Source organism: Herbaspirillum sp. C7C2, from assembly GCF_022627865.1.
GTDB classification, from domain to species: domain Bacteria; phylum Pseudomonadota; class Gammaproteobacteria; order Burkholderiales; family Burkholderiaceae_D; genus Herbaspirillum; species Herbaspirillum frisingense.
This window is the reverse complement of sequence record NZ_JABXGI010000031.1, coordinates 24,355-44,383: the sequence shown is the minus strand read 5'-3', so window position 1 is coordinate 44,383 and position 20,029 is coordinate 24,355. Positions and strand designations below refer to the sequence as shown.

At 53.4% G+C, this 20,029-nt stretch carries 17 protein-coding genes and 1 pseudogene; 7 read left to right on the top strand and 11 right to left on the bottom strand.

Features of this window, described 5'->3' with window-relative positions; all coding sequences use genetic code 11:
• A pseudogene (locus HWE04_RS23160) lies at positions 1–881 on the top strand (hypothetical protein); the annotation flags it as partial.
• Positions 882–1,185: 304 nt separating this feature from the next.
• Here HWE04_RS23160 and HWE04_RS23155 read toward each other — a convergent pair.
• The 3 genes from HWE04_RS23155 to HWE04_RS23145 all read right to left on the bottom strand — a co-directional run bounded on the left by HWE04_RS23155 (position 1,186) and on the right by HWE04_RS23145 (position 2,929).
• Complete coding sequence (locus HWE04_RS23155; protein ID WP_241813809.1) at positions 1,186–1,419, bottom strand: hypothetical protein; 234 nt, start codon at positions 1,417–1,419, stop codon at positions 1,186–1,188.
• A gap of 28 nt (positions 1,420–1,447) precedes the next feature.
• A complete protein-coding gene (flgB, locus tag HWE04_RS23150; protein ID WP_241813808.1) occupies positions 1,448–1,873 on the bottom strand; it encodes a flagellar basal body rod protein FlgB in 426 nt (141 codons plus the stop codon).
• Positions 1,874–2,341: 468 nt separating this feature from the next.
• A complete protein-coding gene (locus HWE04_RS23145) occupies positions 2,342–2,929 on the bottom strand; it encodes a mechanosensitive ion channel family protein (protein ID WP_134221027.1) in 588 nt (195 codons plus the stop codon).
• Between the two features lie 579 nt (positions 2,930–3,508).
• Here HWE04_RS23145 and HWE04_RS23140 point away from each other — a divergent pair.
• The 4 genes from HWE04_RS23140 to HWE04_RS23125 all read left to right on the top strand — a co-directional run bounded on the left by HWE04_RS23140 (position 3,509) and on the right by HWE04_RS23125 (position 8,880).
• Positions 3,509–5,068 (top strand): tetratricopeptide repeat protein, encoded by a 1,560-nt coding sequence (locus HWE04_RS23140; RefSeq protein WP_134221028.1) that lies wholly within the window; start codon positions 3,509–3,511, stop codon positions 5,066–5,068.
• A 287-nt stretch (positions 5,069–5,355) separates the two neighbouring features.
• Positions 5,356–6,519, top strand: coding sequence for a porin (locus HWE04_RS23135; RefSeq protein WP_134221029.1), 1,164 nt, complete (start codon positions 5,356–5,358; stop codon positions 6,517–6,519).
• Positions 6,520–6,836: 317 nt separating this feature from the next.
• Positions 6,837–7,523 carry a winged helix-turn-helix domain-containing protein gene (locus tag HWE04_RS23130; protein ID WP_134221030.1) on the top strand — a complete coding sequence of 229 codons (687 nt, stop codon included), beginning with the start codon at positions 6,837–6,839 and terminating at the stop codon, positions 7,521–7,523.
• Positions 7,516–8,880: a HAMP domain-containing sensor histidine kinase gene (locus HWE04_RS23125; RefSeq protein ID WP_134221031.1), complete on the top strand. Its 1,365-nt coding sequence runs from the start codon at positions 7,516–7,518 to the stop codon at positions 8,878–8,880. Before HWE04_RS23130 ends, HWE04_RS23125 begins: the two co-directional genes overlap by 8 nt.
• Before the next feature lie 29 nt (positions 8,881–8,909).
• On the opposite strand, the gene HWE04_RS23120 is transcribed toward HWE04_RS23125, so the two are convergent.
• The 8 genes from HWE04_RS23120 to HWE04_RS23085 all read right to left on the bottom strand — a co-directional run bounded on the left by HWE04_RS23120 (position 8,910) and on the right by HWE04_RS23085 (position 17,735).
• A complete protein-coding gene (locus HWE04_RS23120) occupies positions 8,910–9,242 on the bottom strand; it encodes a CzcE family metal-binding protein (RefSeq protein WP_166675021.1) in 333 nt (110 codons plus the stop codon).
• Between the two features lie 158 nt (positions 9,243–9,400).
• Positions 9,401–9,922, bottom strand: a complete 522-nt coding sequence (locus HWE04_RS23115; protein ID WP_134221033.1) for a DUF2846 domain-containing protein — start codon at positions 9,920–9,922, stop codon at positions 9,401–9,403.
• Complete coding sequence (locus tag HWE04_RS23110) at positions 9,906–10,844, bottom strand: cation diffusion facilitator family transporter (RefSeq protein ID WP_134221034.1); 939 nt, start codon at positions 10,842–10,844, stop codon at positions 9,906–9,908. The genes HWE04_RS23115 and HWE04_RS23110 overlap by 17 nt, the downstream gene beginning before the upstream one ends.
• A 9-nt stretch (positions 10,845–10,853) precedes the next feature.
• Positions 10,854–14,057 carry a CusA/CzcA family heavy metal efflux RND transporter gene (locus HWE04_RS23105; protein ID WP_134221035.1) on the bottom strand — a complete coding sequence of 1,068 codons (3,204 nt, stop codon included), beginning with the start codon at positions 14,055–14,057 and terminating at the stop codon, positions 10,854–10,856.
• Positions 14,058–14,086: 29 nt separating this feature from the next.
• Positions 14,087–15,646: an efflux RND transporter periplasmic adaptor subunit gene (locus tag HWE04_RS23100; protein WP_166675022.1), complete on the bottom strand. Its 1,560-nt coding sequence runs from the start codon at positions 15,644–15,646 to the stop codon at positions 14,087–14,089.
• A gap of 8 nt (positions 15,647–15,654) precedes the next feature.
• Positions 15,655–16,941 carry a TolC family protein gene (locus HWE04_RS23095; RefSeq protein WP_134221036.1) on the bottom strand — a complete coding sequence of 429 codons (1,287 nt, stop codon included), beginning with the start codon at positions 16,939–16,941 and terminating at the stop codon, positions 15,655–15,657.
• A gap of 68 nt (positions 16,942–17,009) precedes the next feature.
• Entirely contained in the window at positions 17,010–17,363 is a 354-nt protein-coding gene (locus tag HWE04_RS23090) for a cobalt transporter (RefSeq protein ID WP_134221037.1), read from the bottom strand.
• A gap of 81 nt (positions 17,364–17,444) precedes the next feature.
• Positions 17,445–17,735 carry a DUF4148 domain-containing protein gene (locus HWE04_RS23085; RefSeq protein ID WP_134221038.1) on the bottom strand — a complete coding sequence of 97 codons (291 nt, stop codon included), beginning with the start codon at positions 17,733–17,735 and terminating at the stop codon, positions 17,445–17,447.
• Positions 17,736–17,934: 199 nt separating this feature from the next.
• On the opposite strand from HWE04_RS23085, the gene HWE04_RS23080 reads away from it, so the two are divergent.
• Both HWE04_RS23080 and HWE04_RS23075 read left to right on the top strand, forming a co-directional pair.
• Positions 17,935–18,606: a heavy metal response regulator transcription factor gene (locus tag HWE04_RS23080; protein WP_134221039.1), complete on the top strand. Its 672-nt coding sequence runs from the start codon at positions 17,935–17,937 to the stop codon at positions 18,604–18,606.
• A complete protein-coding gene (locus HWE04_RS23075; protein WP_240733825.1) occupies positions 18,603–20,024 on the top strand; it encodes a heavy metal sensor histidine kinase in 1,422 nt (473 codons plus the stop codon). Before HWE04_RS23080 ends, HWE04_RS23075 begins: the two co-directional genes overlap by 4 nt.
• Positions 20,025–20,029 lie beyond the last annotated feature (5 nt).

Below are 20,029 nucleotides of genomic sequence, written 5' to 3'. Positions count from 1 at the left end.
TCTTTTTCATGGCTTCCTTTCCGAGTGGAAGCTATCTTCTCAAATTTTCAGCGGTCCGAAAAATCCGGGGCAGGTCATATGTGCCCTGTGCGAAGGAAAGCCTGTCGCTTTTTGTATCCCCCGGCAATAAAGTAAAAGCGAGTGCTATTAGTAAGGCTCCCCTACTATTTCGTAGGGTCAGCGAGAATGGAAAGAGCCCTCATGGTAGAGCTGCTACTGAAAGTGATCTGAAGAATTTGAGGAGCTATTTTAAGAATAACCACACGCCCTTTGTGGCGATTAGAAACATCCTCATAATGACCATTGGGGATTTGACTGGACTACGCAGAGGTTCAATCAATTCTCTACGTTGCGCGCAATTTTCGTTAGAAAAAATCGCCAAATGTAAGGAAAAGTTCCCACTAAGGCCAGATAGCCAGAAATTTGGATATGAGAATTTTTTCGAAATTCCGATTGATTTGGCTCTTCAAATCGCTGAGTTCATTGCCGGGCCCAGAAACAATTTTTTGAAGGAGATGGGTTGGTCTGAAGCGCATACCCATGATCGAATCTTTGTTTCTGCTAGAGACGGGAAGCCGCTTAACGATAACTCTCTATCTCAAATCTTTGGCGACGCAAGTAGAGCTATTGGTCTAGGCCCAGGCCATGCAATCCACATGCTTCGTTTCAAGAATGTGGATGACAGAATTGCCGGGGAAATTGAGTCACGGGTGGCTCTGGGCCTGGACACTAGCACACAGTCTATCGCCGCTTCCGTGTCTATGGAGGTCGGACACTCCAATCCGGAATCGCTGTGGTCGTATGTCAGCCAAAGTCAATCTAAAATCGCACAACGAAAGAAAGCACTAAAAATAGACCCAGGTGGTTCTACTAAAAGCTAAATGACTGATGTTGAGCGGAGCTAGTTCATGTGTGCGGCTACGCAGAATTCGATATGTGCAGGTTAGTCGGCGTCGACTGTATAGCGTTGCGCTGAAAAACGCGCTCGCCAAAATGAGTGAGGACGAAGAGATATCCCAGGATGGTCGCTTCTTTGACAGCGCCACCTCCGACTTAGCCCCTTTCAACATATTCTTCATGGGTAATTTCTGCTCGAGCGCAAGCCACCGCTATCCTTCCAAGAACGAAAGGACAGTAGTTACTAGATAAATTAATGGACCTTCAGGGACGTCGGGGGGCTACCGATTAGCGGCGCTTCGATTGCGCTTTCTTCGGAGTTTCCTTTGTGAATCTATCTTTTAGAGGCAGCTTCTTTTTTGTAGGCTTGTTCGATTTAAATTTGAGCCAAAGATAGAACGCGAAGACCAGCAGCAGCATGACAACCGAGCCATTGGCCATCACCGTCGTCAGATCGTCATAGGTTGTTTGTGAAGGTTGAGACATTTTTATGAAAACTACGTCAGCAACGATGGTGAGCACACTTCATATCATCCAACATAATTAGTGACTAGCCCACCATGTTCTTGTACAGCGTTCCTATTTCCTTGTACTCGTCGACTGCTTTCTCCAAGAAGAATTGGTATCGGATAGCTTCGTGTGCAAAGGCCGCCCCCTCCTGGTCGACGTCAACGGTATTCCCATCAGCGCTTGGCTGAGTAGGCGAACGATACAGCACTAGGTTCTCATACGGCAGGTCTTTGGGCACTGTTGCATACCCCTTCGATAGCATTGGCAGCCTCGACGTTGTCATCGCCTGCTGCAAGGCAGTTGAGAAATCGATATCCCGGGCCTTGTAGTTAGGAGTGTCTGCGTTGGCAATGTTCGATGCCAGCAATCCGAGACGTTTCTCGGTGAGGCGGACGGCGTGTTGCCAGAACTTCTCGTCTTTCTCTCCAACTGCCGTTGGCGACGGCTCCATTCCTTTGACATTCATCACCGCTCTCCTTGCTTAACGCGACACCCGAACAATCTGCGATCAACTTTCTGGCGCCGAGATCACTCCGGACGCAAGGAACCCATTTCACGGCAAAACCGCTAACGGTCACAAAGGCGTGATGTGGGGCAACTGTTTTTGAGGGGCGCCGCCGGCTTTTGGCGAGGAGAATCCTGGCAAGATTTGGCTAACCGACCATTCAGCTGGCTACTCTCTTTCGCCAAAACAGGCGTCGAACACAAAGCGGAAGAAACGAGAAGCAGAGCGAAGAGTGCGTCCACATGGCCCCCAAAAGGAAAAATGCCGAAGGTCGCCCCCGTCGAATGAGGTGCGCCCATACAGCAAGATTCTAAGAAGGCATTTCGAACAAAATCATTACGCGTCTATTACGATCGCGTAATGATTTGTGTGGAGTGCAGAATCAGGGAGGCGATGAACGCAGAACAGGCTCATCAAGTAATATTAATTTCAGAATAACGATGCAGAACCATCATTCCATCTGCGCACGATGCGCTGGAAGAAAAGGCTGTTTGGGAGCTGAAGTGTCGTCCCGCTCCCGCTACCCTCAGTTTCCTCCGCCAATGTAGTGTAGACCAGATTGATGTCCAGCACTCGCCCTTTGACACCAGGCTTGTCTCCCCCTTCAATCACCTCGATCACGTCACCCACGCGGAACGGCTGCGTGGTGTAGATCAGGATGGCGCAGAAGAGATTGGAAAGAACGCTCCATGCCGCGAAAAATGCGACTGCACCGACTGCTGCAAATCCTGTAAATGCAGACCACAGTACCGCACCGGAGACGCCCATCCGCTCCAAGGCCCAGAGGATGGCACCGCCATACACAAAAAATCCGATGATGCGCTGGGTGAGCGCGGCCGCCTTATTCGGGAAACCATATGTCCGGCCAAGCCTTCCGATAAGCAGCCTCGCGACACGCATGATCGCGAGCGCCGCGACCAGAATCAAAATCACCTCAGCCGTTGGCACCAATACATCGAACCAATCAGCCATCCACTGAGGCAGGCTGTCGTGTACTGCTTGCAAGACTTTGTTCATTGGACTCCTCTTAAATCAGCCGGCCGTCGACGCCATACTGAAAATTTGAAAGAGCGAAGCATAGGACAAATATAAAAAAGTGGGCAAAAAAAATATCCGCATCCTACACACCAGACACACAAGAATATGTGTCTCGAATACGCATCGTTTTGGAGCTCTTCACGCGCGAAAAAGGTACCTCAACCAAGCACAAAAATTAACGAACGTTAATCTTGAAAATCATACCGACAGTCTGGATGAAACACTGAAGCGATAGCGGATTTTTCGCATCAAGTCTGTCAATAAAGAAGAGGAAATTCCTTTGTTTATGCAGCTTACAGAGGATTTTTATTAACAACATTTAATGTTTCATTCCCGTTCGTAGATCACCAACGCTGGCTAACATCCGTCGAAATTTCGGTGCCCGCACAACGTCCTTCTACGATCTCCTCAATGATCAGATGCCTCCGGATTTCACCTCTTTGAAATCTGGATCAGGTTCTCCGGGCACGTTCCTTATGAACAGAAACGGAGGATACCTCATGCCGTCTTCCACAATCTTCAGTCTGCCAATTTATCACCTGCGGAGCGCTCAATAATATGGCCGCCCGTGATGACCTCGCTATTTTAAAAGCAGCCAGAACTGGTGCTGCGGAAGCCCAATTGGCAATTGGTACTCGCTATTACCTGGGAAACGGAAGCCTTCCACAAAGTACAGAAACTGCATTCTATTGGCTTGAGCGTGCAGCTAGGCAGGGACTTCCCGATGCTTGGACTATGATCGGCCGCGCGGTTCCATATGACCTGGTGCGCACAATGTCCCGTCCCTACGAAGCTGCCACCTGGTATGAACGGGCTTTCGATTCTGGAGTGTTTGAAGCTGGCATCGTATTCTCGCGACTGGTGCTCGAGAACTCATCACATTTCAGCGACAGATCCAAAGAAAAAGCCGTCAGTGTTCTCAAGCAACTGGCGGAACGGGACGACCACGAAGCACAATGGCTTCTCGCTCAACACCTTGCGCGGTTGGAAGACGACCATCGGACCGCTCCCGATGAAAGGATCAGTCTCGTACCTCCTTTGAAGGAAGCCAAGGAACACTGGACAAAGCAAGCAGCGCTGGCTGGAGTGGCGGAAGCCCAGTACTCCATATTGGAGAAGTGCTGGCAAACAAGAGACTACGTCGGCTTTTACGAGAACGCTGCGCCAATAATCAACAGTGTCCTCAAAGGCCAAGAAAGTCAGATTCGACTGCTCCGGGATCCATCACCTCATTCGCTGCCTCTCTCTCTCTCCGACAATGAGACTGAACTGTTCTTACGGCAGTCGCAAATCATATTGGAACGCAATACACCAGACATCCCATATGCCCAGAGATTGTTAGAAGTCGCGGCACTCTCTCAAAATCATGAGGCGCAATATCGGCTAGGTATGCTGTATGCACGCATCGATCACGACTGCGAGCGGGTGTTCCCACGGAGCGGCCAAGCAAATTATCTAGCTGCTGTTCCATGGCTCAATGCAGCCGGGAAAGCGGGGGTTGCAGAAGCATGGCACGGCCTCTCCATGATCTACGCAAAGGCAGAGTACTTCCAGCGCAATCTGGCACTGTCTCGCCAGTATCTGAACCGCAGTGCCGAGATGGGGTTCGCACACGCGCAATTCGACTACGCACAGTACTTATGGCGCACGCGGCGTGATGCGCCCATGCATGACGTCCATGCACTCTCATGGTGGAAGAAGGCAGCGGACCAAGGCCATCATGAAGCGCAGATAGCAGTTTCTAGATTCTCTGCTCAGAACGGAAGCGAGACATGGGCAACTGAGATTGCCAGGTCACTGACGACCAAGATGAGAAAGTCCCACCCCTTTCTCTCAGCCAGAATTGACCTTGCCGCTGCTTTCCGTCTGTCCAAATCCGAAGCCGTTCTCATAGAAGTGCGCCATGCCGATCATGGTCACTGCATCGAAGTAGACATCAGCAAACTTCACGCACGCAGCAAAAGGCGGTTGATTCTGGTTGAAAGTGCCTATCAACGTATGACATTAGATTTGATCTCGCGCCTTTTTAGCGACGTCAACTCAAGCTTCGACGGCCCTGAAGGCAACTATCGCCAGCGTCAATATCGCTTGAAGAAAATCATTGCTGAGATCGGCTAACTCTCCCATGGTACCACTCGATTTTCATTTGAGCGGTATGCCTTCCGGCACCAACCTCCGTTGGTGCCGTTTTTTTCGGCCGTCGAATGTCACATCGCACACGCCATCTCGAAAGGCTTCATGCATTCGACAGATGAAGAAATACAACATATCAAGAATCATTCGCCCGGTAAAAACCAGACTTTTTTCTATATTTACAAATGGCCTGTTGATGCGAAAAAGGAACACGTAATGTTAGAACATCCGTTAAACGAGCGGATCCTCAAGACTATTTTTAAGGAAGACAAATGAAGAAATCCTTGCTCGCACTGGCCGTGCTCGGCGCATTCGCTGGTGCTGCCCAGGCGCAATCCTCCTCCGTTAGCATCTACGGCATTATCGATACTGGTGTCGTGTACACCAGCAAGGCTGTGAACGGCACCGCCAATGGTACCGGCAGCAAGTTTGGCCTGAATTCCGCTGTTATCCAAGGCTCGCGCATCGGCTTCAAGGGCGTTGAAGACCTGGGCGGCGGTCTGAGCGCAGTCTTCAACCTGGAAACTGGCTTCCGTAACGACACTGGTGCCCTGGATGATTCGAAGACTACCAATACTCTGTTCCGTCGCAAGTCGGTGGTCGGTCTGGCCGGCGGCTTCGGTACCGTTCTGCTGGGTCGCCAAACCGACTTCGCTGACTCGATTTCCTACCTGACCTCGGTTGCCGACTTCGGCTTCATGACCGGCTCTGTTGGCCACAACCTCGATCGCCTGGAAGGCACTCGTAGCAACAACGCCGTCAGCTACACCACCACCAATATGGGTGGCTTCACCGGCAACCTTTTCTACGGCTTCGGTGAACAAGCTGGCCGCACCTCCGCTGGCCAAGCCTTCGGTATCGGCGGCAAGTACGACAATGGTCCTCTGGGTCTGGGCATCAACTACTTCCAGTCCAAGCAAGGCGCAACCCCGGCTGACACCTCGCTGCTGATCGGCACCACCAATGCCGGCGACGTTACCAACTCCGGCAACAGCGCTGCCAAGGTGCTGAACGTTGCAGCTAGCTACCAGTTCGGCCCTGCCCGCGTGTACGCAAACTACAACCGCGTCAAGCAAGACTTGAACACCACCAGCCCAACCGCTCTGGCTGGCAAGACCCTGGCTGTCGCGAATAAGGCCGATATCTATGAAATCGGCACCGCTTACTCGCTGACTCCGACTCTGAAGCTGCTGGGCGCCGTGACTCACACTCGTGCTGACTTCAACTCGTCCTCCAAGGGCAAGCTGACCCAAGTCAGCCTGGGCACCGACTACTGGCTGTCCAAGCGCACCGACCTGTACGCCTTCGTGGCTAACATTCGTGCGTCTGACATGGCCAACAGCGGCGTGTACGGCGATGCAACCGGCAACGCCGCTACCGGTGGTGCTGATGCTAGCCAGACCCTGGTCGCAGTCGGCGTTCGCCACAAGTTCTAAGCAGTACGTCCTCTCCAATATCGCGACCTAGTCGCGATATTGGATCGGCATCAGAAGAAGGCTTGCCCACGCAGGCCTTTTTTCTTTTCTCCAAAATTATTTTCAAAAATTTCCACCGAGCCATCGGCTATTTTTCGCTCGCGTGGTACAGTTTTTCTCCTGCATCAAACACCTCAGGTAGACATTCAATACCCCAAGGTTCCGGTGCCAACTCCATTCAAACTCACCAGTCTTGCAATGCTCTTCGGGTCATTCCGAATTGAGCGAGGCGCACCTCAGCGCCCCAATAACTGGCCCCAATATTCTGTGTAGGAAAAATGACGGCGACAAAATTGCTGATCGTCGAAGACAACGAGCGCGTAGCGCGGTTCTTGAAGAAAGGACTATCCGAATCCGGATACGAGGTTGATCACGCCGATAACGGTCGCGACGGCATGTTGCTGGCGACCAGTACACCCTATGCCGCCATTATTATGGACCGCATGCTCCCAGGGGGCATCGATGGTTTGAGCATCATTGAGGCATTGCGTAAGACTGGAAACAAGGTCCCTATCTTGATCCTCAGCGCTATGGCCGAGGTCGACGACCGAATCAAAGGACTTCAGAGTGGCGGGGACGACTATCTGGTCAAGCCGTTTTCGTTCGGGGAGTTACTGGCTCGCGTCGAAGCCATTGCCCGCCGCGCTCGGGAATCGACCGAGAAGACCTACCTAGTCATAGGCAACCTGCACCTCGATGTCATGAAGCACAAGGTATATCGGGACGGAAAGGCCCTGACTCTCCAACCGAGAGAGTTCCTGTTGCTCGAGTATCTGATGCGCCACGCCAATCAGGTCGTTACCCGTACCATGCTCCTGCAGAACGTTTGGAATTACGATTTCGACCCACAAACCAATGTGGTCGAGGTGCACATCAGCAAACTTAGACAAAAACTGGATGGGGATTCTCGCCCCTCTATCCTGCGCACCATCCGTAACGCCGGCTATATGCTTACTGATGAATAGACTATTTAAATTCTCTGCTCGAACAGTAGCCACCTGCTACGTCATATTCAGTCTACTTGCGCTGGCAGCCTTTGCCACGCCGCTCTGGTACGCATGGCAAGAATTTGTGGAGCAAGATTGGCGACACATTCTGCACGCCGATAGCGATAGGCTTCAGCGTGTCTTCGATGAGGAAGGCGTCGATGCGCTCAGCCGAAGGATCGAATCAAGAGTCGGTGCCATACCGGGAGGATCGGAGGATATTGTCCTGTTGACGGACGAGAAGATGCAGCACCTCGCAGGAAATCTCGATGCTTGGCCAGTTGAAGTCAGTCCGATAGCATCCAGCGGCAGATTCCAGGTCGATATCAATGGCAACCGCACACGCATTCTCGCTCGACATTTGGTCCTGAATGGACGATTCCATCTGCTGGTCGCTCACGACATCAATCGATATCGACTGCTTGAGAACATGTTTATCGTAGGCTTGGCCGCCTCCGGCACCATCATTATCCTGCTCGGCATCGCTGGTGGGGTGGCGATCCGCCGCAGTCTGCTTGCGAAGGTGAAAGATATCAACCAGGCTGCCTCGGCCATTATGCAAGGAGATTTCAGCCATCGGCTTCCGCATCATGGCGGGGAGAATGAGCTGGCGACCCTCGTCCAGACGGAAAACCTCATGCTGGCGCAGATTGAGCAGCTCATGAATGGCATCATCAATGCGTCTAACTCGATTGCGCATGATCTTCGCACACCACTTGCCGAATTACGATCGCGGCTGGAAGGCCTCCTGCGGGTACAACGAGGTGATGCGGATGAAATAGAGGGAGCGATCGAAGATGTCGACAGAGTCATCGCCATCTTTAACGCTTTGCTACGGTTGGTAGAAATTGATACAGGTGCTCGGAAGGCCGGCTTTACTACTGTTGATGTAGCGGCTGTTGTCGCCGATATCGCCGATTTTTATCAGCCGCTAGCGGAATCTCTCGGAAAGTTCATTGATCATCGCCCGTCTGGGCCTGTTCTGCTCCGCGGAGACTCATTGCTACTGGCGCAAGCCGTGAGCAATCTGATTGATAACGCGATGAAATTTGTACCTGTCGGCGGGACCGTTACACTGAGCTGCGTTCAAGTAGACGAGGGCCGAGTTCTGGTGCGTGTTAGTGACGACGGCCCTGGGATTTCTGACGCTGAATTACCGAAGGTGCAACAGCGTTTCTATCGGGGCGATACGAGCAGAGCGACACCAGGTGTTGGCCTAGGCCTCAGCCTGGTGGCGTCTGTTGCGAGACTACATGATGGCTCTCTAGAACTTTCCAACAACCATCCCGGACTACGAGCAGTCCTGATTCTGCGAACTGCATCGGTATCGGAATAGTTACATCCAATCCAAGCAGAGCTCATCAATTAATGACCGCGGTACAGCGGATTAGTGCTCAGGTACACGGTGGCATTTGCGCCATCGAAACCTTGCGGAGCGATCTTCGAGAACGCGAACGGCTGCAGGCCGAAAGTATCGAACTTCCAGGTGAAGCTCTTGCCTTGCGAGACGAATTTCACGATCTCGCCCTGCGCGACGTTGACGTACTTAGTCGAAGCATTCATGGTGATCTCACGCTCCGGCAGTGCCTTGTTGGCGGGAACGCCGAAGGGATCAGCGACTTGAGCAACGGCATTAGCGCCGGCGAAGGACATCAGCAAAGTTGCGGCGATTGCGATCTTGGAAAACTTGGACTTCATGGCAAACCTCCTTGGGGTGAAATGTCGTTTTGACGATGAGTTCATTGTAGGGAGGAGCCAATTACCAAAATCGAACGAAATTATTACGATTGCGTAATAATTTCGGATCCAAAAAAAAGGGGCGCAAATCTGCGCCCCTTTCTCCACATCAAATTCAGCTAGTCGATCTTCGTAAGCACCAAGTCCAGCGGCTGCACGGAATCTTTCGCTCGTTCCCTGCTTACAGATTTGATACTCGGCTCCGTCGAGAAAAAGTGCTCTGCAATCTGGTACTCCAGGAAGGCCTCTTTCTGCATATCAACGGAAATCGATACCGTCTCGATTTTGTCCGCCGTAACCTTCACGGTATGTGTCCCCGGCCGCATTTTTATGCGAGCGAAGGTCTTCGGCCCCAACTCTGCCAGGAATACACCGTCCACGAATATCTTCGACTTAGTACTACGCTGCTGGGCATAAGGCCGCGTTATGTACATGTAGCCCGATCCCTCAGGCGCCGGCGTAAAGGCTTTAGCCTCATCGTCATGCAAGTCGTCATGCACCGGCACAGCTACGCAGACGCTAGTTTGTTGCAATATCGTGCAGGGAACGCTTTCAGGTGACGAAGTCGCGCATGCGGATACCAAAGCCATCGATGCGGCCATCAATGACAATCTGATCCAGCGACTAGTGTTTGTGGTCATCGTGATCCTCCTTCCCTAGCGGAGAAAAATTATGTTCATCAGCGGCCTGTTCGCAGGGCGTATCTTCCATCTGAATGGTGACATGGTGAATATCAAACTTCTCTGCCAACAACTTCCGAATCTTGTCCAGCACTTCAATATTGGAAGTACGCGAGTCATAGACAACGTGAGCGGTCAAACTTACCTTATCGTTCGATATCGACCACACATGAAGATCGTGAATCGATTGGGCACCTTCTATTCCAAGAATGCTCTCTTGAATGTCATCGATATCCACGTGCGCCGGCGTCGCCTCCAGAAGAACGTTAATACTCTCCTGCAACAGCGTCCAGGTACGTGGCAACACCCAAAGACCAATAGCCACAGCGATAACCGTGTCAACCCAACCCCACCCAGTGAACCGGATGATGAGGGCTCCGGCGATCACGCCTATGGAGCCGAGCATGTCGCTCCACACCTCCAGATAGGCTCCTTTAACATTCAGGCTCTTGTCTTTGCCCGACATCAGAATCCGCATACTGACAAGATTGATGATCAACCCTAGGATCGCCACTACCAACATCGCACCGGACTGAATCTCAGGCGGAGACTTGAACCTCTTGTATGCCTCGACGAGGATATAGACCGCTACCGCGAACAGCATCAAAGCATTGAATAATGCGGCCAAGATTTCATAGCGCGCGTACCCAAAAGTTCTTTTTGTGTCTGCTGGTCGCTTTCCAATGCGGATTGCAAATAACGCGATCGCCAATGCTGCACTGTCTGTCAACATATGTGCCGCATCGGAGATCAACGCGAGGCTCTGGGTCAGAACACCCGCAACAGCCTCCGCAATCAGAAATGTCGACGTCAGGGCAAGCGCGATCTTCAGCGCCTTCTCATTGCCCCCTTGCGGTTGAACGTGCGAGTGTCCTTGTCCCATATTTACCTCTTAGTTGGCAATGGATGAACGCTTAGCCCAGAACTTCCAGAAGGGAGGACGCGATGTCTTGCCAGCTGGTGATTCATCTTCGTCCTTGTCATGTGCCAACTTGTAGAGCAGCGGCAGCACGAGCAACGTCAGCGCGGTCGACGACAGAATACCGCCGATCACCACCGTTGCCAGCGGACGCTGTACTTCTGCACCGGTTCCGGTGGCCAGCGCCATTGGGACAAAGCCCAGAGACGCGACCAGCGCCGTCATCAAGACTGGGCGTAGACGCGTCATCGCACCATCGTGAATCGCTTCATCCAGCGAACGTCCGTCCTCGCGCAAGCTCCGAATGAAGGAGATCATCACTAAACCGTTCAGAACTGCAACACCTGATAAGGCAATGAAACCAACAGCCGCAGAGATCGACATCGGAATTCCACGCATTGCAAGGGCCAAAATACCGCCCGTCAACGCGAATGGGATACCTGTGAACACCAGCATGCCGTCCTTGACGTTGCTAAACATCGCAAACAACAGCACGAAGACCATCAATAAGGCAACTGGAATCACAATCTGCAGGCGTTGCGTTGCCGACTGCAGATTTTCAAACTGCCCGCCCCAGGTAGTCCAGTAGCCAGTGGGGATCTTGACTTCAGACTGCAGCTGACGCTCAGCGTCAGCCACGAAGCCACCCAGATCGCGGCCACGAACGTTGGCACTGACCACGATGCGACGCTTACCGTCCTCCCGGCTGATCTGGTTTGGACCCGGAGCGACGTTCAGGGAAGCGACCTCACCCAGCGGTACATAGCTTGTGCGCGTAGCACCGTCCTGCAAAGGCAATGCGATTGGCAGTCGGCGAATAGCCTCCAGATCGGTACGAGCATTGTCCGGCAGGCGCACCACGATGCCGAAGCGGCGGTCGCCCTGGAACATCGTACCGGCCTCCTTGCCACCGATTGCAGTCGCGATCGTGTCCTGAATATCCGACACGTTCAGACCATAGCGTGCGGTCTTCTGACGATCGATATCCACGGTCAGCATCGGCAAGCCCGTCGTCTGCTCAATCTTCACCTCGGTGGCGCCCGGAATTTTCTCCAAGACGGCCGAAATCTTGCTGGCGGTGTCATTGAGCACATTCATGTCGTCGCCGAATACCTTCACTGCCACGTCACTTCGAACGCCCGAAATCAGTTCATTGAAGCGCAGCTGAATTGGTTGCGAGAATTCATAGTTGTTACCCGGAATCTTCGCGACTTCTTCCTGAATTGCTGCAAGCAGCTCCTCATGCGTCTTTTTCGGTTTAGGCCACTGGTCCAACGGCTTGAGCATAATGTAGCCGTCGGAAATGTTCGGCGGCATCGGATCGGACGCAACTTCCGCCGTACCGGTTCGAGCAAACACTCGTTCCACTTCGGGGAATTTCTTTTTTAGTGTCTTCTCGATCTGCTTCTGCATCTCCAGAGACTGGGTCAGGCTCGTGCCCGGGATTCGTAGCGCCTGAATAGCCATATCGCCTTCGTTCAGGCTCGGAACAAACTCCGTGCCAAGACGGGTCGCTACTACGCCACAAACAACAATCAAGGCGCCGGCAAAAGTCAGAACGACTGCCTTATTCTCCATAATGGCCTTCAGCATTGGCTCGTACAGACGCTTTGCCCAAACCATCATGAAATTCTCTTTCTCGGCGACTTTCTCTCCGATGAACAAGGCAATAGCTGCCGGAATAAAGGTGACCGACAAAATCATGGCACCGATCAGGGCCGCAACGACGGTAAATGCCATCGGCGTGAACATCTTGCCTTCGACACCCGTTAAGGCGAACATCGGCAAATACACGATCATGATGATCAGTTGGCCAAAGATCAGCGGGCGGCGAGCCTCCTTCGCCGCGGCGAAGACTTCATGGAAGCGTTCGTTGCGCGTCAATGTACGGCCATGATGCTCCTGGGCGTGTGCCAATCTCCGGACACAATTCTCCACAATCACCACGGCGCCGTCGATGATGATCCCGAAATCGAGTGCACCGAGGCTAAGCAGGTTCGCACTCACCTTGTTTGTCACCATGCCTGTGAACGTAAAGAGCATGGCCAGAGGAATCACGGTTGCCGTGATAATGGCTGCACGGATGTTGCCCAGGAAGACAAACAACACCGCGACCACGAGCAATGCGCCTTCAACCAGATTCTTTTTCACCGTGGCGATTGCTTTGTCGACCAATACAGTACGGTCATACACCGTCACCGCCTCAACACCCTTCGGTAGGGTGCGATTGATTTCCTGCATCTTCTTGTCGACGGCCAGCGAAACCTTACGGCTGTTCTCACCGATTAGCATGAAGACGGTACCCAAGACCACCTCACGACCATTTTCGGTCGCGGCGCCTGTACGCAGCTCGCGGCCAATATCGACGTCCGCTACATCACGCACGCGAATAGGCACGCCCTTGACGTTGGACAGCACAATGTTGCCAATGTCTTCGATCGAAGCCACCTGACCAGGAGCACGAATCAAGTACTGCTCGCCGCGGCGCTCAATATAGCCGGCGCCGACGTTGTTGTTGTTCTTCTCCAGTGCCTTGATGACCGTATCCATCGTCATGCCGTAAGACGCAAGTTTCTCCGCGGACGGGGCGACTAGATATTCCTTGGCGTAGCCGCCAATGGTGTTGATCTCGGTCACCCCTGGGACCAGACGCAACTGCGGCTTGATGACCCAGTCCTGAATTTCCCGCAGGTCTGTCGGAGTGTATGGCGTTCCATCTGCCTTGCGTGCATCGTCCTTGGCTTCGACAGTCCACAAGTAGATCTCACCAAGACCGGTAGAAATCGGTCCCATTCCAGGATCAATGCCCGCCGGCAGCTGGCTTCTGGCCTGCTGAATACGTTCATTGACCAACTGGCGAGCAAAGTAGACGTCCGTGCCATCCTTGAAGATGACCGTCACCTGCGACAGTCCATAACGCGACAAGGAGCGGACCTGCTCCAAATTGGGCAAGCCAGACATCACGGTTTCAATCGGATAACTGATTCGCTGCTCGGTTTCGAGCGGAGAATATCCAGGCGCGGAGGTGTTGATCTGCACCTGCACGTTGGTGATATCAGGTACGGCATCGATAGGTAGCTTTTGATAGCTATAGACGCCGTATGCTCCCATCCCAAGTACGGCGAGCAGGACAAGCCATCGATGCTCGATGGCGAAGCGAATAATTCGTTCAAACATGATTTTCGTCTTTCTCGAAGTCGCCGGTATTAGTGGCCATGCTCAGCGGAACCCTTGCCCAGCTCAGCCTTGATTGCGAAGCTGCCGGTCGCGGCATACTCAGCACCTGCGTCCAGACCTGATTTGATTTCCACAAATTTCCCGCTCGTACGACCGATAGTGACTTCTTGAGCCGCGAAGCCGCCAGGAACGCGAACGAACACCACGCTCTTCTCATCGACGGTCTGGATTGCATCGGCAGCCACGGCCACAGGTACCTGCGCCTCGTCGGAAACGACTTCAACGTTCACGAACAGGCCAGGACGCCAGCTGTCATCCGAATTCGGAAGTACGACGTGCGCCTTAGCGGTGCGGCTTTGCTCGCCAATCAGGGAGCCAACGTAAGAGATCTTTCCGCTTGCGCTTGCGCTGAAGGCAGTGGCGCGAACAACCACCTTCTCCCCCACACGGACAACTTGCATATCCTTGGGCGAGACGATGATCTCGGCCCACACGCTGGTCAGGTCGGAAATCAGGAAGGCGTTCGCATCTTCGCGTACAGCCTCCCCCAGTCCCAGGTGCTTTTCGACAATGACACCGTCGAACGGAGCACGGATTTCATAGCGATTCAGGCCGCCCGAGGATCCAACCGCGCCAATTGCGCGCAGCTTTTGTTGGGCATTGCGCACCGACACTTCTGCTTCACGCAGGGTAGTTTGTGCCTGCAGATAGTCTTGTTCAGCAGAGATCTTCTGTTCCCACAGGTTCTTCTCACGTTGATACGCGGTCTTGGCAAGAGCCAGACGCTGCTCGGCATTCAACAACTCCGAGCGTTGCTCCGAAACGGCACTGCTGTTAATGACTGCCAGAATCTGGCCCTTTTTCACCCTCTGGCCCAGATTGGCGGATACAGATTCAACAATGCCTGCCACTTGCGGTACAACGTGGGCAGTACGGTCTTCATTGAAGCGAATTTCCCCTGGCAGCTGCAGACTGCTATTCAATTTCATGGCGCTAGCGGTCTTCACCTGGATACCAGCCGCAGCCATCTGCTCATTGTTCAATTCGATCTTTCCTTCTTCCTTGGAAAGTGTGAACTTCTGAGAACCGGTCGGCGTCGATGCCGAGAACTTGATGTCGAACAGATGCGGCTCCTCGATCGGCGCGCTTGCCTTCAGGGCATCTTTCTCGATCTTGAATTCCAGTAACTCACCGGCCTTGCCCGGACGAGTCAATACTGCGGACAATTTCACTGTGGTGGGCGCCACCGGCTTATCAGCCTGGTAGGGATAAACTACCAGTGCGCCATCGCTTTCAGACAGCAGCACTTCGAAGGAAGACTCTCCCTCCTTGTACACAGATCCACCATGTGGGCCCTTGGCCGGCGCCGCGCTGTGGTGTTCGCCGTCGCCATGCCCAGCAGAATCTTTGTGCTCGCTGCCTTTTTCTTCGCCATGGTGCTCATTGTCCTTGTGGCCACCCTCCTCTTGGTGTGCAGAGGATTTTCCGCCGCCCCCGGCCGAACTGCCCCCCTTCATCAAGGTTACCCCCGCCAAGAGTGCTGCGATGGCGATGATCGCCGCGATGGCGAGTTTTTGCTTCTTAGTCATGTTTGATCTCACTCAGCTGAAGGTGTCTCAGTGCCGGCCAGACGATCCAGGTCTGCGGCGGCTTGGAATGCGGTAGAAAGCGCTTTCCAGTACTGCGCTTTGGCTTGGAAATAGGTGCGCTGCGCGTCAAGGACGTCCAGATATCCGAACTTCCCTAGCTCGAATCCGGTTCGCGCAGCTTGATAAGCACTTTGTGCCCCAGGGACAATCTCGCCACGCAACGCGGCAGCTTCTTCTCTTGCGTTACGCAAGCGCTCGAAGCTTTGAGCAGCTTCGCTCTGCATCTGCACTTCAACGATCGACAACTCATCGCGCGCTTTGTCGACGCGCTTCAATGCTTCGAGCTCGTTGCCCTTATTGTTGTCCAGAACAGGGATGGGAACGGAGAAACCGACCACCCACATATTTCTGGCACTCGATTCATCTCGCTTATTGCCGAAGGTGAGGCTCACATCGGGCGTACGCTTGCTGGTCTCGATCTTGGCCAGCGCACGACGGCGTTCGACTTCGAGCTGCGCGAGCTTCACGGCAGGCCCGATCGCGACTTTCTCAGTCAGTTGTGCGATCGCCGGCAGTGCAGGCAGTGATTCAACGCCACCATCGGTCAGTTGGAACTCATTGCCAACAGAGCCCCAGAACATTGCCAGCTTCTTCTGCGCGAGGATCAGATCGCTATCGGCTTGGTTGAGCTCCAGCTGCGCACTGGATTCGGCCACTTTGGCCTTGGTTTGCTCAACGGGCGATATCTTGCCTGCCGTGACGCGGCGGCCAGTCATATCCGCAGATGTCTTCGCTAGGCCCAGCAGCTCCTTGGCCAGACGCTGACGCTCCATCGCCACCATCACGTCGTAGTACGCAGCAACCACCCCGGCGCGAATTTCCGTGCGCTTCGCAGCGTAGTCCAGCAATGCCATGTCGCGTGCTCGTTGAGCCGCCTCAATTCGGGCGCTACGCTTGCCACCGAGCTCAATCGGCTGAGTAATTTGGTATGTCGTTGTCCGGCTGGACTTCCGGAAGTCCTCCATCAATGCCGAGAACTCAGGATTCGGCCTTGCTCCTGCTTGGACGATCGTCGCCTCCATGGCGTCAATCTCCTTGCGAGCGGCGGCCAGGGTCTTGTTCTGATCAAACGTCAGGCTGATGGCCGCCGGAAGCGACAACAAGCGAGGCTCTTTGACAAGAGACGAAGCGGTATAGGGTTGGGGTTGTTCTGTGTTTCCAAGCGCAGTGGACTGCGCATGGCTGGAGCCGGCTGCGAGCAGCGCGAGCGCCAGCAAAAAGCTGTGCCGATACATCGAATTCTCCGGTGATAAAAAGGGGAATTCGGCGAGAGCAGTTGTGTATGCGGATTGTCCTCGCCGAGTTAAGCGGCGAGCTGCCAATTGGGCTTATCGGGCCCATCGGCTATGTGAGAAGTGGGATGGGGAAAGTAGCTCGGATGCGACTTCTGCTCGGCAGCCGGGGGAACGATCACACTGGAGTTGTAGATCTGCACCGATTTCATGCAAGAAAAATGACACAAAGAGCAACCGACATCGCTGTCGCTGGTCTTCGATTTTTCGGACCCCGCGTGATCATCGGCCTTTGCTGACGGATGTTCGTGGTGCCCCAAATGCGTCGGCACTCGATCATTTTCCGCTTGACAATATGAGGCCATCGCCGCCCAAGAGAGCTGCATCGGCAACAACAAAGCAAGCAAGATAATCAGTGCGCGCATGATGAGAAGGATTATAGCTACCGACCGAGCCGATCGGCAGCTATGAGGTTAATGTGCAACATGGCCATTAATCGGCGGCGATTATGCACCGTTGTACAGCGACGAGTCAAAGGCCTTGCTTTGGGTCGGGCTGCCGGCAACATCTGGCTTGACCGAGGTGGTCGACGCCGGCTTGCCCAGGCGTGCAGCTTCCAGCTCGGCAACCACGTCAGCACGGGTCTTGGTACTTTCGAACTTGATCACTGGGTAGTTGTTGCGCGCGTTGAGGTTAGCTTGATCACGCTCAGCCTCGGTCTTGACAGTAGATTGTGCGAAGGCGGACACCGACAGAACGGTAACCATGGCGCCGAAGAGGATTTGGGTTGCTTTCATGACATTTCTCCTAGAATGGAAGTTGAAAAAAAGTCGCCTGATCTAGGCGGTTCGATCGCCAACTCCTTGTATGGCGAATCGTTGGAATGGATTCTACGGAGGGGGTGCGAACAGAAAGATTGCCCAGTTATTACAGATTTGTAATGAATACCGAAGCCGGCTGATTCAGAATATTGACGTTTTCGATGGGATTAAAATCATGCACATCTTGCTAGTAGAAGACGAACCAAAATCTGGAGACTACCTACGGCGCGGCCTGACCGAGTCAGGTTTTGTCGTCGACTGGGTTCAGTCAGGGGTAGACGGCTTGCACAACGCACGAACGCTGGAATACAAGCTCATTATTCTGGATGTGATGTTGCCTGGCATGAATGGCTGGGATATTTTGCGAGAATTGCGCCGCACCCACGATACCCCCGTACTATTCCTCACGGCACGTGATGAAATCGAGGACCGTGTAAAAGGGCTTGAGCTGGGTGCTGATGACTACCTGGTCAAACCATTTGCATTTACAGAGCTACTCGCCAGGGTACGCACACTGTTGCGCCGTGGACCGAGCCGGGAATCCGACATAATCGAGTATGCCGATGTCCAGCTGGACGTACTACGAAGGAAGGTGACTCGCCATGGACAGCGCGTTGATCTGACCGCCAAAGAGTTTGCTTTGCTGCACATGTTGATCCGCCGGCCAGGCGAAGTTCTTTCTCGGCCCCAAATCGCCTCACAGGTATGGGATATGAACTTCGACAGTGACACCAATGTGGTTGACGTCGCAGTTCGCCGGCTGCGGGCGAAACTAGACGATGGCTTTGACAATAAATTGCTTCATACCGTCTGGGGCATGGGATACGTCTTTGAGGCTCGAAATTGATCGCCAAGAATCCAGCCTCGATGACATCTCGCCTAGTAACATTGTTTGCACTAGTCGCAGTCGTCACCTTCTCAGCAGTTGGCACTTACCTCTATCACTCTCTTTACGTCCAGCTTGAACGCCGAGATGACGAAGAACTGATCGGAAAGAGCCGCTCCATTGATCACCTAATTCAGGAAGCGAACTCGATCGAAAGAATCAAGGCCAATAAGCACGCTATGTTGGACACCATTAGCGGCCACGATCAGCTTCTGGTGCTCATAACGGACTCAGCAGGTGCCACCATTCTGAAAAACTATGAGGGTCCGGCGGAAGAGGGCTTCCCTCTTTTCAACAGCCTGAAGACAGCCCAATTCAACACTCTTCAGAGCTTTATTCTGGGAGGCAATAGTGCGCGCTTCATCGCTAGCAGACCCACGACAAGTACGGGTGAGAAGACTTTGGTAGTTGTGGCACGCACGGCATCGGATCGCATGGAGTTACTGGCGGACTACCGTACAGAGGTCTGGTACGCAGCGGCCATCGGCACCCTTCTAGCGACAATCCTGAGTTTCTTTCTCGTTCGCAGCGGCCTGCAACCACTACGTCTCATGGCTGCACAAACACATGCTGTCTCAGCCAATCGCCTTGACACCCGACTAGACATTCGGTCGGCGCCCAAAGAGCTGCACGAGATCGTAGAGTCATTCAATGCGATGTTGGACCGGCTGCATCGTAGCTTTGAACAGTTAACTCAGTTCTCAGCGGACCTCGCGCACGACCTGCGCACTCCACTCAACAATCTCATGGTTCAGACGCAGGTCGCGCTTGGTAAGCAGCGCACCCTTGAGGAGTATCAAGGCCTGCTCAGCTCCAATATCGAAGAGTATGAACGTTTGGCCAGGATGATGGAGAGCATACTGTTCCTCGCGAGAGCAGAAAATGCACATGTTGCGGTGAAGATTCAAGCGCTCAGCGTCGAAGATGAACTGGCTAAGATTTCAGACTATTTCGAGGGTATCGCAGAGGATGCCAGAGTAAAAATTGTAGTCGGCGGCACAGGGGAGATCTTTGCCGATCCAATGCTGTTGCGCAGAGCTCTGGGCAACCTGATTGCAAATGCCATCCGATACACTCCCGCGGAGCGAACTATTCGAGTCGAAGCGACAGATATCGGTGATGTCACAATCCTGACTGTCTCCAACCCAGGAGAAGGTATTCCAGCTGAAGTGGTTGGGCGGATCTTTGATCGATTTTATCGGGCGGATCCATCGCGCAGCAGTTCTAGTGGATCAAGCGGACTTGGCTTGGCGATCGTGCGCTCGATCATGACATTGCACGGTGGAGAAGCCTCGGTCAAAAGCATCCAAGGCGAACGAACAATATTCAGCCTGACATTTCCCAAAGAAGCCAAATCCAAGTGCGCCAAAAGCGCCTGATGTCC